Below are 16,196 nucleotides of genomic sequence, written 5' to 3'. Positions count from 1 at the left end.
AAACTATTTAGAAATTGGCTCAACAACTAAAACAACAAAAGAATTAGGTACTATTCCTGCTCGTGGTTTCGGGTTTTCTGTTGTTGGTTCTGGTTTTGCACCAAAATCTGCTGTAGGTAAATACAATTGATTCGTAGTTTTATTCAGTGCAATGGTTCTGGCTCCTTTTTGAGTTTTTACAGTTTCAAGAACTGAAAAAGTATTTGCGTTATTCTCTTTTACAACGGTAATCGTTCCTTCGCCATTAGAACTAAAAATAAGATTCTTTTTGGCATCAAAAGCAACACCGTCACAACCATCACCAATTGGTAAAGTCTTTATTATTTTTCCATTTGTAGCATTAACAACGATCATCAAATTATTACCGCAAACAGAAAACAATCGGTTCGTAACTAAATCTATTGCCAATCCTGATGGTTCATCTCCGGGAGCAATACTCCAGGTATTTGTAACTTTTAATGTCGAAGCGTTTATCGTTTTTATTTGGTTTTTATCTTCAATATTCACATAAATTAACCCTTTAGTATTGGTTACTGAAAACTCTGGTTTTCCACCCAATGCAATTGTTTTTACCACTTTATTTGTATTGGCATCAATAACCGTAGCATCATTACTTTCTGCATTGTAAACAAACACTTTTCGAGAAAATTGATCGTATAAAATGGCATCTGGTTTAACTCCTGCAATTTTTACTTTTTCAAGTAATTCAAATGTTTTCAAATTGACAATTGCAATAGAATTGTCTTTTCCGTTGCTGATAAATGCTTTATTGAGATCATTGGCAACCGCAATTCCATGAACTCCTTTTGTATCTGGAATAGTAGCTATTGTTTTATCTGATTTTAAATCAATCACATTGACCATATTTCCGTGTGAAACAAATAAATGTTGCGCCACATCATCAACAGCGAGATAATCCCATCCGTCATTGCCAGAAGTGCTGATCTTTTTGGATAATTTATAGGTTTGACTGTAACTATTAGAAATAGAAGCAATAATTATAAATGATAGTAGTATTTTTTTCATTTTAAAGAAATTTAAAAGTTAATTGTAATTAATTTTATGAGACAAATTTCAGCTGTAATTCTATTTTAATTCTATGGAAATCACAACTGTTTAGATTATTAAAAAGAGTTGGATATAGAAACCCAACTCTCTATGATGGATATTAATTAATTAAAAAAATTATTCTTTTATCGAGGTACCATCTTCTTTAAAAGCAAGACTTTTACTCTTCATCCCTTTTTTTAAATCTACTTCATAAATAGTTCCGTGTTTTAAACTTTCAGTTTTATCAGCTTCTGCAATTTTCCAATCACTGTATTTCGATTTTACTGCTGCTAAAACCGCTTTTGGTAAATTGACAGCTTTAATTTCTCTTTCCGTTTCCAGCCAGGTTCCATCTTCTGAAAAATTAGCAGAAATCTTGTTTCCTTCCAATGTGAATTCTGCTTCCCATTCTTTTGGACCTTCAACTCCCCAACTTACTTTTGTTGCAGTAGGAAATTTTTTAGCGAAGGCTTTTTTTACTACATCCGGTGGAGTTCCTGCAAATGCACAACTGCAAATGAATACAATCGACATAATCATTACTAATTTTTTCATTTTTTTACATTTAAAAGTTAATTGTAAATAATTTCATAGTACAAATATTAAATACAATTCTATTTTAATTCTATGCGAAAATCATAGCAATTCAGTTTTTTTAATGCTAATAAAATTCAACTATTTATTACATCTGGTCAATTATTTGCAAAAATACTTCCTGCCAATAATTAGGATGATACGAGGTTTCTGTATCTCCAAAACGGACTATAATAATATTCTTTTCAGGATACATATAGAGATATTGACCAAACAAACCAACAGCAAAATAACTGCCATATTTAAAAGGTCCTATTCCCCAATTATTATTATAAAAGTGTTTATTATTTCCGGATGGATCAGAATGTGTCGAATATTCAACCCATTTTTTAGAAACAATTTGCTTCCCATTCCAGTTCCCTCCATTCAGATAAAGTCTGCCTAATTTAGCAAAGTCAATAGCTCTAGCTTGTAAACAACAAAAGGTTTTTTCGATAGCTTTATCATCTTTTCGGTCTAAACTCCAGGTCGCTGGTGCCTCCATTCCTAATGGCTTCCAAATTTTATCTTCCAAATATTTTGAAATAGTACCTCCGGTCACTTTCTCAATGATGTATCCTAAAAGCAATGTGTTTTCGCTACTATATCTAAATTTAGTATTGGGTGGACATTCGAGAGTTATATTAATCATTCTTTCCCGTAAATTATCACCCCAATAAAACTCCGCATTATCAGATGCAGGATCCAATTCGCTATCTGTAAATCGTATTCCGGAGGTATGCTGTAACAAATTTTTTATGGTGATTTTTTCCCAACCTATTTTATCTTTAAATTCAGGTAAATAATCAACGATGAAATCATTTTCACTTTTTATTTTCCCCTCATCAATTGCTATTCCTATTAATGTAGAGATAAATGGTTTAGCCATTGAAAAAGAGGAAACAAATGAGTTTGAGGTATATCCTTTGTTGTATTTTTCGTAAACAATTGTGTCATTGCGAATAATTAAAAATGTGATCGTTTTATGTAATGTCGCAAAACTATCCAAGCTTACATTTGTAGAATTAAAATCCCGATTGGCTAGTCCTATTGTTGTTCCTAACTGATATTCTTTATTGGATTTATAAAAATTATAAGCGGGACCTCCATTATTAATTACTCTGTGAGGAAAATGTTTATAATCACTTTGGCTAGGAATTCCCCCATATCTTAAGGATCGAAATACGTCACAAGAAATTAAGCAGCAAAATAAAACAATAAGAAAAAAATAGTTAAACAGCTTTTTTGATTTCATTACACTAACTCTTTTTTATTTTAATTCAACAGTATTGTCTTTTGTCAAAATAAAACAATGTTTACCACTAGTAAATTTATAGTTAAATACCAATCCGCTTACATCAGCAATTTCTTTTACGATAGACAATCCAAGCCCAAGTGATTCTTGTGAAGTGGAGTTTTTATGAAAGCGTTCAAATAACTGACTGTCAATTGGGTTATCAACCCCCAAATTTGAGATTGTAATTTTATTTTTCGCTATAAAAATTTCAATATTTCCACTATTAATATTATGCCTAATTGCATTTTGTAATAAATTATTAACCAATACTAAACACAAATCAGCATTCATCAAAACACAAAAATCGCTTTCAATATTTTTTATTATCTCAATTTTATTGGCTTGAATATGCTCTTCAAAAAAGACTAAGGAGTTATCAACTGTATTTTCAAAAGATACTTTTTCTGTGGTATTAAATTGTCTGTTTTCAATTTTGGTAAGTAATAAAAATGTTTTGTTCAATCGAATTATTTTAGAGCAAGCATAATCAATTGCTACTATTAATTTCATTTCATTCTCTTTCAAATTTTCAGATTGAATAAGTAAATCAATCTTAGATTTTATAACCGCTAATGGCGTTTGGATTTCGTGCGAAGCATTTTCAGTGAATTTTTTTTGGCTATTAAAATCAACTATCATTTTCTGCATCATAACGTTTAAGGAAAGATTCAATTCATCAAATTCAGTTACCGATGTATTTGCAAAACGTGGAATTACATTATCACTGGCACGAAATTTCTTTAAATTGGTTACTGTTTCATAAAAGGGTTTCCATACTGTTTTTGAAATCCAAAAATTTATAATCAAATAGGTCACAAAAAGCAAAATCAATAAAATAACTAACGAAGTAAAAATACCTCTGAACAATTCGTTATATTCTAATGTGCTTCTCCATATTTTAATGGAATAATTAGTATTTCCAACTTTAAAAACAGAAGAAAGTAATCTATTTTCCGCCAGTTCATTTTCTTTTTTATCAAAAATTAAAGTGTCCGAAAAAATAGGTGTAAAAATTTCGTTAGCATTTATTTTAGCTATTTTTTTAATTGTAGCTTCACTGCTTTTAGTGATTATTTTCAAAGAAATGGTGTCATTTTCTTTTAAATAATTTTCAATTAGTTCTTTCCGATTTAGCAATAGTTCGTTATTACTTTCTCTAACCTCTCTTGTAATGATATGAAAACAAATAAATCCTGATAGAATTAATATCGGGATACTCAAAATCAAATAATACAAACTTGTTTTAGCTAATAATTTCATTCTTGAGTTTTAAAATTATAACCTATGCCATAAATAGTTTGCAAATAATCTTCGCATTTTTTTTCCAATAATTTTTTGCGCAGATTTTTCACGTGATTGTATATAAAATCGAAGTTATCCAATCTATCCGAATTATCACCCCAAAGATGTTCTGCAAGCGCACTTTTGCTCACTACTCTATTTTTATTAGATATAAAGTAAAGCAATAAATCATATTCTTTTGACGTCAAAATTATATCATTATTATGAACTAAAACACGTCTTTCGTGAGGCAAAATTTTTATTTCATTGATACTAATTTCTAAATTTCCATCAAAACTTTTTCTTCTAATCAAAGCTTTAATTCGTGAATTAAGTTCCGACAAATGAAAGGGCTTTGGCAAATAATCATCCGCTCCAAGGTCCAAACCATTTACTTTATCATCAAGAGAATTTTTTGCAGAAATTATTATAATACCCGCTTTAGATTTTTTCAGTTTAATTTCTTTGAGTAAATCTAAACCAGAGCCGTTTGGCAAAGTAATATCAACCAAAATACAATCATAATCGTAAATCGCAATTTTCTGTTGCGCATGAGAAAAATCAGGAGAAATCTCAACAATATTCCCTTCCATTTCAAGGTATTGCTCAATGCTTTTTTGCAATTCTGGCTCGTCTTCTATTAGGAGTATTTTCATAGCTAACGTAAAAATAAAGCTAAAATCTATTCTAATTCTGTTTTTAAATTAAATTTAAGTGATTTCAATAGCTCATTAGTACAAATTAGCCCAACTACCCAAAATTTCAGAAGAACCTATTGCAACTCCAATCTTAAGTTCCTATTTATTTACGTTATTGAATAATTAGAATTTAAGTTGATACGTTGCCAAATATCTAACAAAACTCCATTTTAAAACCTTTTCATTGCTACATTCTATTATCTTTGTTTTAAATAAACCTACTAATAAATTATGGAAGAATGTATCTCTGTTTTTGATATGCTTAAAATTGGTGTTGGCCCCTCTAGTTCTCACACACTTGGGCCTTGGCGTGCAGCAGAACGTTTTCTGAGTGAATTGAAAAACGAAAATTTAATTCCTAAAGTAAACAGAGTAAAAGTAGATTTATATGGTTCCCTTTCGCTAACTGGTAAAGGGCACGCCACTGATTTAGCAATTATGCTAGGTCTAAGCGGACAAGATCCTGAGTATATTCCTATTTCGGATATTGATAAAATTATAAAATCAATCAAGGATAAAAATGAAATCAATCTTGGTAATGAAAACCAGATTCCCTTCCATTTTTCACACGATATTATTTTCAATAAAAACTTCCTTCCTTTTCATGCAAATGGTCTGACTTTTACGGCCTACATAACGGATGATAAAGAATATACTTCCACCTTCTACTCAATTGGCGGAGGTTTTGTGGTGAAAGAAGAACGCATCAATGCCAAGAAAAAAATTGCTATAAAATGTGCTTTTCCTTTCCCAATCGATAAAGCAACTGAACTTTTGGACTACTGCAGAAAAGAAAATAAAAAGATTTCGGAAATCGTTTACGAGAATGAAAAATCGATGCGTTCCGAAGAAGTTATTCATCACGAATTAATGCGCATTTGGAACACCATGCTGGAGTCTATGTATATTGGTTGCCATTCCGAAGGGATTTTACCCGGCGGATTGCATGTCCGTCGTCGTGCCTTTGATATGCATCAAAATCTTATTGGTTTAGCCAATTATAATTCGCCACAAACTTGGTTACAAGAAATTAGAAAAACCGAAGTCAAATTTCGCCAAATCCTAAAATGGGTGAGCTGTTTTGCACTTGCTGTAAATGAAGTAAATGCAGCTTTAGGGCGTGTAGTTACAGCACCAACTAACGGGAGTGCCGGAGTCATTCCAGCTGTATTAATGTATTACTTAGTTATCGAAAACCATAATGCTGGCGAAAAAGAAATCAAACAATTCCTGATGGTTGCCAGCGAAATAGGAAGTATTTTCAAGAAAGGCTCTACTATTTCAGCAGCAATGGGTGGCTGTCAAGCAGAGATTGGTGTTTCCTCATCAATGGCAGCAGCAGCTTTATGTGAATTAATGGGAGGAACTCCGGAACAAGTTTTAATGGCTGCCGAAATTGCTATGGAACATCATTTGGGTTTAACCTGTGATCCTATTGGTGGTTTAGTCCAAATTCCTTGTATCGAAAGAAATACAATGGGAGCCATAAAAGCGATTAATGCCGCCGAATTAGCCTTATCAACCGATCCAAAAAACGCTAAAGTTCCCTTAGACAAAGTGGTTGACACCATGTGGCAAACTGCTAAGGATATGAATAACAAATACAAAGAAACCTCCGAAGGAGGTCTGGCTATTGCCGTGAATATGGCCGATTGTTAAGAAAATATTCAGTGATCAGTCGTAGTTCACAATAACTGCAACTGATCACCAAATACTTATATTTAAATCTTTTTTCTTTCCAATTCCAATTTTTGAATAGGTTGATATACAAAAGGTATCTCTTCAATTTCAACATCACTTTTATCCAATCCAAACGCTTTCGTATCTGAAAGGGACCAGTTTTTAAGCATATAATAGGAATTCAACAGTAAAGCATCTTTAACGGCAAATTCGTTTTCGACAGAAAGGAATTTTTCCAAAATAATGAATTTAAAATCAGGTTCGGCATTGTATTTTGTAGAACCGTCAGGACGAATATGCAAATTCAATTCTTTATTTTGAACCAGATTTTGAACAATTTTCTTGAAATACAATTCAACCTTTGGCTGGATTCTAAAACCAATATTCAAAACAATTTTGATTACTTTGTCGTCTAATAATTCAATTACTTCATAATTTAGAGTAAAAGGATCATTGGTTCTGTTGATATGAAAAAACCAGTAAACATCTGCTCTTTTTGGTTTTTTGGAAAAAATGGATTTTAATATTTTTTCTTCAATTTCATAATTTCTATCTGCCTTTGACAGATAAATTAAATGCGTGGAGTACTTTGGAATACTGATGTCATTACTCAATTCCTGAAGTTGCAGTGTATGCTCCGTTAAATTTGTAAATTTTAGAAATTTATTATTAATTTTTCTTGCGAAAAACCAAGTATACATCGTCATGAAAATGAAAAGCTCAAAGAACAAAAACATCCAACGTTCTTTAATTTTTACAATATTGGCAATAAAAAAAGCAATTTCAATAATTCCAAAAACTGTAATAATTATGGCTATCAAAACCCGGTTCATTTTTTTGATATAAATCAAGTAATAATTCAAAAGTACTGTGGTCATCAACATGGCAATGGTAATGGAAAACCCATAAGCCGCTTCCATATTGGAGGAGTTTTTAAAATATAAAATCATCAAAACACAGCCTGCCCAAAGAATAGTATTTACTGAAGGAATATAGATTTGTCCTTTCAAATTGGTCGGATTTCGCATAGAAACTCTTGGCCAAAAGTTAAGTGACATCGCTTCATTTATTAATGTATAAGAACCACTTATCAAAGCTTGTGAAGCAATGATTGCTGCAAAAGTGGCAATGATAACACCTGAAAAAAGAAACCATTGTGGCATAATGGTATAAAAAGGATTTCTTCCTTCAAGAAATGTATTTCCTTGGGTCATAAGCCAAGATGCCTGACCTAAATAGTTCACGACTAAAGCAATTTTAACAAAGATCCATGTAATCCTGATATTCTCTTTTCCACAATGCCCTAAATCCGAATACAAAGCCTCTGCTCCGGTTGTACATAGAAAAACCGCTCCCAACAGCCAGAATCCATGAGGATATTCAACCAGTAATTGATAGGCATACATTGGGTTTAATGCGGTCAAAATAGCAGGATGATCCAGTATTTGTACAAATCCTAAAACAAAAAGCATCGAAAACCAAACTACCATAGCCGGACCAAAAAAGAAACCTACTTTTTGGGTTCCAAATCGTTGAAAATAGAATAATCCAGATAAAATTACAATCACAATGGGAAGTGTTGGAATACCGGGAACCACATCTCCTAATCCTTCAACAGCGGAAGCCACGGAAATGGGAGGCGTAATAATTCCATCCGCCAAAAGTGTTGTGGCCCCAAGTATTGTTGGAATTACTAATTTACCTTTCCCAAACCTTTTTACCAATGCATAAAGCGAAAAAACACCACCTTCACCATGATTATCAGCCGAAAGTGTCAAGAAAATATATTTGAATGTAGTTTGAAATGTAAGTGTCCAAAAGATGCAGGAAATCCCACCGTAAACCAGCAGTTTTGATATTTCTCTTTGTCCAATAATGGCTTTCATAACATATAACGGACTGGTTCCTATGTCTCCATAAATAATTCCTAATGCCACTAAAAGCGATGCGGCACTGACTTTTTGAATAGTTGATTTATTCATTTTAATTTTAATTTTTAAGATTGTAAAACGTATTAATTAATAGACAACAGAAATCCTTATCGTGATGTTTAGAACATACAATTCAATGATTTTTTTTATCTTTTTTTTGATTATTGCTTAAAGAGATTACTCAAAGCATTGTAAATTTTAGCTGGTGTTAAAGCGATAACCGACTCCGGATTCTGTGATGATAAATTTAGGTCGGTTTGGGTCTTCTTCTATTTTTTTACGAAGTTGAGCCACAAAAACACGCAGGTATTGTGTTTGGTCAGAATAGCTGTTGCCCCAAACTTGTTTGAGCAAATACTGATGTGTGAGTACTCTGCCTTCATTTTTAACCAAAATGGAAAGCAAATTATATTCAGTGGTTGTTAATTTTAAAATTTCATTTTTTAACTTGACAATTCTCGAAGTAAAATCAATCGAAATTGCTCCAAACCCGATTATTGGTTCATTTTCATCTTGGTTTAAATTCCTTAAAGCGGTGCGAATTCTAGCTAATAATTCTTGGGTTCTAAATGGTTTTGCCAAATAATCATTGGCCCCATTATCGAGTGCTTTTACAATTTCTTCTTCGGTGTTTTTTACGGTTAAAATCAAGATGGGCTTTTTATACCATTCTCTCAATCTTTTTAAAACTACCTGTCCATCTTCGTCTGGCAAACCTAAATCCAAGATGATTAAATCCGGCTGATGGTTTGCTGCAAGGGATATACCTTCCTTTCCATTTACAGCGAAAATAGTTTTATATCCATTAGAATCTAAAGCGATTTCGAGTAGTTTCCTAATTTGGATTTCATCGTCTATGATTAATATTTCGGCTGAATTATTCATTTGAAATGGCTGCTGTATTCATTACTAATGTTGGGAAATATATTTTAAAAGCGGAACCGCCTTCTTCCTTATTTTCTAAAGTTATTTTACCATTTTGGGCTTCAACAAAACCTTTTACAATAGACAATCCTAATCCAGTTCCTCCCGTTTTAGAATTTTGCAATCTGTAAAATTTATCAAAGACTTTATCTATTTCAGCTTCTGGGAAACCGTTCCCATCATCGGAAATAGTGATGACACACGGCATTAATTTATCTGGATTATATTCAAAATCAATATCCGGATTATATTCTACTTTGATTTCTATTTTAGCTCCTTTTGGAGTGTATTGAGAAGCATTAAAAACCAAATTGTAAATAATTTGTTCCATCAAACCGTAATCCAATTTGAAAAGTGGTAAATTTTCATCGGCAATAACAACAACTTTATGAAATTGCAGATCATCTTTCAAACTATCCAGAACATTATAAACCAATTCTTTTAAATCACACCAATCCATTTTTGGTTGTATTACCCCCGATTCTAATCGGGACATATTCAATAAATTTTCCACTTGATGATTTAAACGTAAAGAAGCTTTTTCAATTTCTGAATATAATTTTTGTTTATTTTCCTCAGAAATAGTTAACGTTTTACTTTGTATTGTATCAATGGAACCCATAATTGTTGAAATGGGAGTACGTAATTCATGTGATAATGAATCCAATAATGCATCGTAAAGCTTCATTGTATTTATCCTGAGTTCTTTTATTTGCAATATTTTTTCGGCTTTTCTAATTCTGTAGGTCAAAACTCCGTTGATGAGTGCAATTAAAAAGAACAAAAACAATAATAAAGAATCTTCGGCATTACTGATATGAAATGTATAATAGGGTTTCAAAAAGAAAAAATTCATGATTAAAGCACTAAGAATAGCACTTAATAATACTGGCAAAATGTCTAAAAATGTAGCTAATAAAGAAACTACAACCAGCAATAAATAACCCACAATTTTGTAATCCAAATAATCTCTGGTGAACAAACATAGTGAAGCGACTATGCTTACAGACAATACACAAATTAGGTATTGGTTTTCTCTTTTAATTTGGTTTAAAATACTTTTCACAACTATCTTTCTTATTAACAATACAAAGTTAAATGATATGTTGTAAGTATTTTATAATATATCTAAACAAGACATAAAGATTTTATAAAGATTTCTTTCGCTGATAACTTAAAACGATTCCTATAAAAAAAAGCTGTAATTTTTATTCATCGTCAATGAGGAATATATAAAACATCACTCATTCAACAACTTAAAATTTCTACCACCCTTCATTAAATCCATTTCTAAGAGCTAATTGGTATTTTTCCAAATCAAATTTATATAAATCCGGTGCTTTGTGCGCTCCCCCTTTTCTGCTTTCTTCTAATTTTTCGAGAATATCATAGCGCAGCATCTTTCTATAAAAATTACCGCGATTCAACTTCTTTCCTAAAATAATTTCATACAATTTTTGAAGTTCAGGCATAGTAAATTTTTCAGGCAACAGACTGTAACCAATAGGTTTATGATTTAATTGTCTGCGCAGCGTTTCTAACGCTTTATCAAAAATGCTTCTGTGATCCATCATAAAATCTGGCAATTCATCAATTGATTTCCATTCGCAAGCATCTGAAATATCATCCATTACTAAATTTACTTGATGATAATCGACTAGCGCATAAAACCCTACAGAAAGAAATCGCTGTTTGTTCCATAATGTATCCGGAAATTCATCGAAAATACCGTCAGAACGATTCAAATCACTGAAAACTTTAAATTCCTGTAAATAAATATTTTCCGCACCCGTTCTACTAAATAAAATTCTATTAGCAGCTTCTTTTAGATTTTCTGTTTTTAAAACATATCCGCCAGGAAGTGCCCATAGATTTTTTTCTTTTAATCTCGTTACCAATACTTTTAAGGTGGTGTCATGAAATCCAAAAACTACACAATCTATTGATAAATTTGGAATGTAAACATCCCAAGCTTCGGCTGAATTCTTCTCAATTATTTTATTAAATTCCATTATTTTATATTGATCGCAAAAATACGAAATTGATTATAATTTTTTCTTTAAAAACCGATAATCAAAAAATAAACTATCTTTTTTTGCAAATATTAAAAAAAATAATTAATATTGCTTCATATTGAAGCAATAAAAAAAACTATTTACTAAAAAACCAAATGAAGAACAAATCAATTTCAAAAATTGCAAAGACTTCGCTTCTTTCAGCGCTTGTCATTTCTGGAATTTCATGGGGGAAAAACCCAGAAATTAAAGAGACTAAATCCAACCCAATAATCACTATCAATGGATTTACCTTTTCTGATTTAAATAAAAACGGAAAGTTAGACCGATATGAAGATTACCGTCTTTCTACTCAGGACAGAATTCAAGATTTAATCAATCAAATGACTGATGAAGAAAAAGCAAGTATGCTTATCGGAATTGGAATGCCAGGTTTTGACTGGGCTAAAATGCAGTTTATCACTGGAAAAGACACTGCAAAAGTTCCAGGTTCTGCGGGAGGAACAACTGAAATTTCTCGTTTAGGAATTCCTTCAGTAATTGTATCTGATGGCCCTGCCGGTTTGCGTATTAAATCTATCAGAGAAGAGGATCCTAACACTTATTATGCTACCGCATTTCCTGTAGGAACAGCATTAGCTTCTACTTGGAATGAAGCACTTATCAATTCTGTTGGTAAAGCAATGGGTAATGAGGTAAAAGAATATGGAGTAGATGTTTTATTAGGTCCAGGAATGAATATTCACAGAAATCCATTGTGTGGAAGAAACTTTGAATACTATTCTGAAGATCCATTAATCGCCGGAAAAATTGCTGCAGCAATGGTAAATGGTGTACAATCTAATGGCGTAGGAACTTCTATAAAACACTTTGCTGCTAATAATCAGGAAAGAAACAGAATGGGTGTTAATGCACATGTGAGCGAAAGAGCTTTACGTGAAATATACCTAAGAGGATTTGAAATTACTGTAAAAGAGGCACAACCATGGACAGTAATGTCTTCTTATAATTTATTAAACGGTACATACACATCAGCACGTAAAGATCTATTGACTACTGTACTTCGTAACGAATGGGGATTCAAAGGATTAGTAATGACGGACTGGTTTGGTGGTTATAATGGTTTTGGAAGTATTATGGCTAAAGATGTTATTAGTGATGTAACTAAACAACTTAAAGCAGGAAATGATTTATTGATGCCAGGTTTACCTGCACAACAAAATGCAATTGTTGAAAACATAAAAAATGGTAAACTATCTAAAGAGGATATCAACATCAATTTAAGACGTGTATTAGAATTGGTAATGAGATCTCCTGCAATGAGCAATTACAAGTATTCAAATAAACCAAACTTAAAAGAAAACGCTCAAGTAACAAGAGATGCAGCAGCAGAAGGTGTTGTTCTATTAAAAAACAATAACAACGTATTGCCTTTCACTTCAAAATCAGCTCCTTTAGCCGTTTTTGGTGTAACTTCTTATGACTTTATCTCTGGCGGAACTGGTAGTGGTGATGTTAACGAAGCATACTCTGTTTCATTAATTGATGGTTTAACAAATTCGGGCTTTTCTATTGACAAAGAATTAGAAGGATTATACAAACCTTTTATGGCTACTCAAAAAGAGATTGAAACAAAAAGACGTGAAAAAGAAGGTTTATTGGCAACACCAAAAAGACTTCCTGAATTAGCATTAAATACAGAAGTCGTTCAAAATAAAGCAAATACCTCTGAATTAGCATTAATCACAATCGGTAGAAATGCTGGTGAAGGTGATGACCGTAAAGTAGATGAAGATTTTAATTTAGCTCAAGATGAAATCAACTTAATCAATACGGTTTCAGCAGCTTTTCATGCTAAAGGAAAAAAAGTGGTTGTAGTTTTGAACATTGGTGGCGTAATTGAAACGGCAAGCTGGAAAGATAAAGTAGACGCTATACTTTTACCTTGGCAACCGGGTCAAGAAGGTGGAAATTCTGTTGCAGATGTTTTCTCAGGAAAAGTAACTCCTTCAGGAAAATTAACCATGACTTTCCCTGTAAAATATGAAGATACACCATCAGCTAAAAACTGGATTGGAACTCCTGCTGAAAATCCTACTAGTGTAACTTACGAAGAAGGGATTTATGTTGGATACCGTTATTTCAATACATTCCATGTAAAACCATCTTACGAATTTGGTTACGGATTATCGTATACTACATTTAATGTGTCTAATTTAAAATTAAGTTCAAGTACATTTGTAAACAAAATGACTGTTAGTGTAACTGTAAAAAATACGGGTAAAATAGCAGGAAAACAAGTAGTGGAATTATATCTTTCTGCCCCAGCAAAAAAGATTGACAAACCAACTGAAGAATTAAAAGCTTTTGGTAAAACTAAATTATTGCAACCAGGAGAAAGTCAAACGATTGTATTAACACTAAACTCAAAAGATTTAGCTTCATTTATTCCTAAAAAAAATGCATGGATTGCTGAAGCAGGTTCTTACAAAGTGGCAATTGGAACCTCGTCATTAGATATTAAACAAACAGCAAATTTTACTTTAGCAAAAGAGAAAATTGTTGAAAAAACAAATGCAGCATTTGCAGCAGACACAGTATTTTCTGATTTGAAAAAATAAAGAATATTATTTATCATAATTGCTTAAAAATGGGTTCATAAAACGAACCCATTTTTTTGTTTCTAAAGAATTTGTTTTACTACTTTTACATTTTATAAACTGTCACCTAAAATTGTGACAAAAAGCAACAATCCATGTCTGTAGCAAAAAAAGATTACAAAAGAATTACAACAAAGTCATTAATTGAAATGAAAGCCAATGGAGAGAAAATTTCCATGCTGACCGCTTATGATTATACGATGGCTAAAATTGTTGATACTGCTGGAATGGATGTAATCCTTGTAGGCGATTCAGCTTCGAATGTTATGGCTGGACACGAAACAACTTTACCTATTACTTTGGACCAAATGATATACCATGCTTCTTCTGTAGTAAGAGCAACAGAAAGAGCCTTGGTTGTAGTTGATTTACCTTTTGGTAGCTACCAATCTGACCCTAAAGAAGCATTGCGTTCTGCCATCAGAATCATGAAGGAAAGTGGTGGACACGCCGTAAAATTGGAAGGTGGAAAAGAAATTAAAGATTCTATCAAAAAAATACTTAATGCCGGAATTCCGGTTATGGGACATTTGGGTTTAACCCCACAATCAATCTATAAATTTGGAACCTATACTGTTCGTGCTAAGGAAGAAGAAGAAGCGCATAAATTAATTGAGGATGCCAAATTGCTTGAAAAACTAGGTTGTTTTGCCTTAGTTTTAGAAAAAATTCCGGCACATTTAGCCGAAAAAGTGGCTCAAAGTATTTCGATTCCAGTTATTGGTATTGGTGCTGGAGGCGGAGTTGACGGACAAGTTTTGGTTATTCACGACATGTTAGGAATGAACAATGAATTTAGTCCCCGTTTCTTGAGAAGATACATGAATTTATATGACGGAATGACAACTGCAATCAGTCAATATGTTACTGATGTAAAATCAAGCGATTTCCCCAATGCTAATGAACAGTATTAAATTAGAGTTCTTAGATTATTGGACTTTTAGATTGTTAGACTAAAAAAATAGAGATGCATCGATTTAAGGATTTAGAAATTTGGAGACTAAGTAGAAAATTTTGTTCTGATATTTATATTGTTACGGGAAATTTCCCTGATTCAGAAAAATTTGGGCTCACAAATCAACTTCGCCGTGCTTCAGTTTCTATTCCGTCTAATATTGCAGAAGGTTGTTCCAGAAGCAGTAATAAAGATTTTTCTAGATTTCTTGAAATAGCAATTGGTTCAATTTATGAAATTGAAACACAGTTATTAATCGCTTTAGATTTAGGTTATATAGAACAAATAAAACTTGACGAACTATGTTTTAATAGTGATAGAATTCTAAAAATGACTTCTAAATTTCGTTCCACATTAAAATAAAGATATTAGTAAAATCTAATAATCAAGATGCCTAAAAATCTAAGGAATCCAACAATCTAAAAGTCTAAATGAAAATAATTTCGAACAAAAACAATCTCCAAATTCTACACGAAGACAACCATCTTATTGTGGTCAATAAACGTGTAGGCGATATTGTGCAAGGCGATAAAACTGGCGACAAACCGTTGAGCGAGGTTGTAAAGGAATATATAAAAGACAAGTACAACAAACCCGGGGAAGTTTTTCTGGGTGTTGTACATCGTTTAGACAGACCTACAACCGGTATAGTCGTTTTTGCCAGAACAAGCAAGGCTTTAACCCGAATGAATGAACTGTTTAGCAACCGAGAAACCCAAAAAACATACTGGGCAATTGTAAAAAATAAACCTTCAAAAGAGGAAGATAATCTCGTTCATTATATAAAAAGAAACGAAAAGAATAACACCTCAAAAGCGCATATCAAAGAAGTTCCTGAGAGTAAATTAGCTAGTTTAGATTATAGAATATTCAAAGAATTAAACAACTATTTTGTACTGGAAATCAATCTTCATACCGGAAGACATCATCAAATCAGGGCACAACTTTCTGCCATTGGTTCACCGATAAAAGGAGATTTAAAATACGGTTTTGACCGCAGTAATCCTGACGGAGGAATTCATTTACACGCTAGGAAATTAACCTTCATTCATCCAGTTACGAAAGAGGCCATAACTATAACTGCTCCCACTCCATCTGACTCTATCTGGGATGCACTATGATTTTTTTTTAA

Annotated in this window: 14 protein-coding genes; 5 read left to right on the top strand and 9 right to left on the bottom strand. The window is 32.3% G+C overall.

The features are described 5' to 3' along the window. Positions 1–3: 3 nt before the first annotated feature. From T410_RS10775 to T410_RS10755, 5 genes are all read right to left on the bottom strand, one after another. Positions 4–1,026, bottom strand: a complete 1,023-nt coding sequence (locus T410_RS10775; RefSeq protein WP_035671526.1) for a YncE family protein — start codon at positions 1,024–1,026, stop codon at positions 4–6. 159 nt (positions 1,027–1,185) lie between these two features. Beyond that, a complete protein-coding gene (locus T410_RS10770; RefSeq protein ID WP_051929391.1) occupies positions 1,186–1,605 on the bottom strand; it encodes a PepSY-like domain-containing protein in 420 nt (139 codons plus the stop codon). Positions 1,606–1,732: 127 nt separating this feature from the next. Beyond that, positions 1,733–2,878 carry a serine hydrolase gene (locus tag T410_RS10765; RefSeq protein ID WP_051929390.1) on the bottom strand — a complete coding sequence of 382 codons (1,146 nt, stop codon included), beginning with the start codon at positions 2,876–2,878 and terminating at the stop codon, positions 1,733–1,735. Positions 2,879–2,893: 15 nt separating this feature from the next. Then, a complete protein-coding gene (locus tag T410_RS10760; RefSeq protein WP_035671523.1) occupies positions 2,894–4,180 on the bottom strand; it encodes a HAMP domain-containing sensor histidine kinase in 1,287 nt (428 codons plus the stop codon). Next, positions 4,177–4,857, bottom strand: coding sequence for a response regulator transcription factor (locus tag T410_RS10755; protein WP_035671520.1), 681 nt, complete (start codon positions 4,855–4,857; stop codon positions 4,177–4,179). Before T410_RS10755 ends, T410_RS10760 begins: the two co-directional genes overlap by 4 nt. Positions 4,858–5,130: 273 nt before the next feature. Here T410_RS10755 and T410_RS10750 point away from each other — a divergent pair, with 273 nt between their 5' ends. Beyond that, positions 5,131–6,558 (top strand): L-serine ammonia-lyase, encoded by a 1,428-nt coding sequence (locus T410_RS10750; protein ID WP_035671517.1) that lies wholly within the window; start codon positions 5,131–5,133, stop codon positions 6,556–6,558. A 62-nt stretch (positions 6,559–6,620) separates the two neighbouring features. On the opposite strand, the gene T410_RS10745 is transcribed toward T410_RS10750, so the two are convergent. From T410_RS10745 to T410_RS10730, 4 genes are all read right to left on the bottom strand, one after another. Then, on the bottom strand, positions 6,621–8,561 hold the full coding sequence (locus T410_RS10745) for a KUP/HAK/KT family potassium transporter (RefSeq protein ID WP_035671514.1): 1,941 nt from the start codon (positions 8,559–8,561) through the stop codon (positions 6,621–6,623). A gap of 147 nt (positions 8,562–8,708) precedes the next feature. Then, the gene (locus T410_RS10740; protein WP_035671512.1) at positions 8,709–9,395 is read right to left on the bottom strand and encodes a response regulator; all 687 of its coding nucleotides are present in this window, start codon (positions 9,393–9,395) and stop codon (positions 8,709–8,711) included. Then, positions 9,388–10,500: an ATP-binding protein gene (locus T410_RS10735; RefSeq protein ID WP_238567367.1), complete on the bottom strand. Its 1,113-nt coding sequence runs from the start codon at positions 10,498–10,500 to the stop codon at positions 9,388–9,390. Before T410_RS10735 ends, T410_RS10740 begins: the two co-directional genes overlap by 8 nt. A gap of 199 nt (positions 10,501–10,699) precedes the next feature. Continuing rightward, entirely contained in the window at positions 10,700–11,446 is a 747-nt protein-coding gene (locus T410_RS10730; RefSeq protein WP_035671510.1) for an NUDIX domain-containing protein, read from the bottom strand. Between the two features lie 158 nt (positions 11,447–11,604). On the opposite strand from T410_RS10730, the gene T410_RS10725 reads away from it, so the two are divergent. The 4 genes from T410_RS10725 (at position 11,605) to T410_RS10710 (ending at position 16,185) form a co-directional block, all read left to right on the top strand. Next, positions 11,605–14,070, top strand: coding sequence for a glycoside hydrolase family 3 N-terminal domain-containing protein (locus T410_RS10725; protein ID WP_035671508.1), 2,466 nt, complete (start codon positions 11,605–11,607; stop codon positions 14,068–14,070). A gap of 134 nt (positions 14,071–14,204) precedes the next feature. Next, entirely contained in the window at positions 14,205–15,023 is an 819-nt protein-coding gene (gene panB, locus T410_RS10720) for a 3-methyl-2-oxobutanoate hydroxymethyltransferase (protein ID WP_035671506.1), read from the top strand. A 53-nt stretch (positions 15,024–15,076) separates the two neighbouring features. Further along, positions 15,077–15,427, top strand: coding sequence for a four helix bundle protein (locus T410_RS10715; protein WP_035671503.1), 351 nt, complete (start codon positions 15,077–15,079; stop codon positions 15,425–15,427). Positions 15,428–15,495: 68 nt separating this feature from the next. Next, on the top strand, positions 15,496–16,185 hold the full coding sequence (locus T410_RS10710; RefSeq protein ID WP_035671500.1) for an RluA family pseudouridine synthase: 690 nt from the start codon (positions 15,496–15,498) through the stop codon (positions 16,183–16,185). Positions 16,186–16,196: the final 11 nt, after the last annotated feature.

The organism is Flavobacterium sp. 83 (assembly GCF_000744835.1).
Classification (GTDB): Bacteria; Bacteroidota; Bacteroidia; order Flavobacteriales; family Flavobacteriaceae; genus Flavobacterium.
Note: the sequence above shows the minus strand (reverse complement) of the source record. Positions and strands in the feature narration are given on the sequence as shown.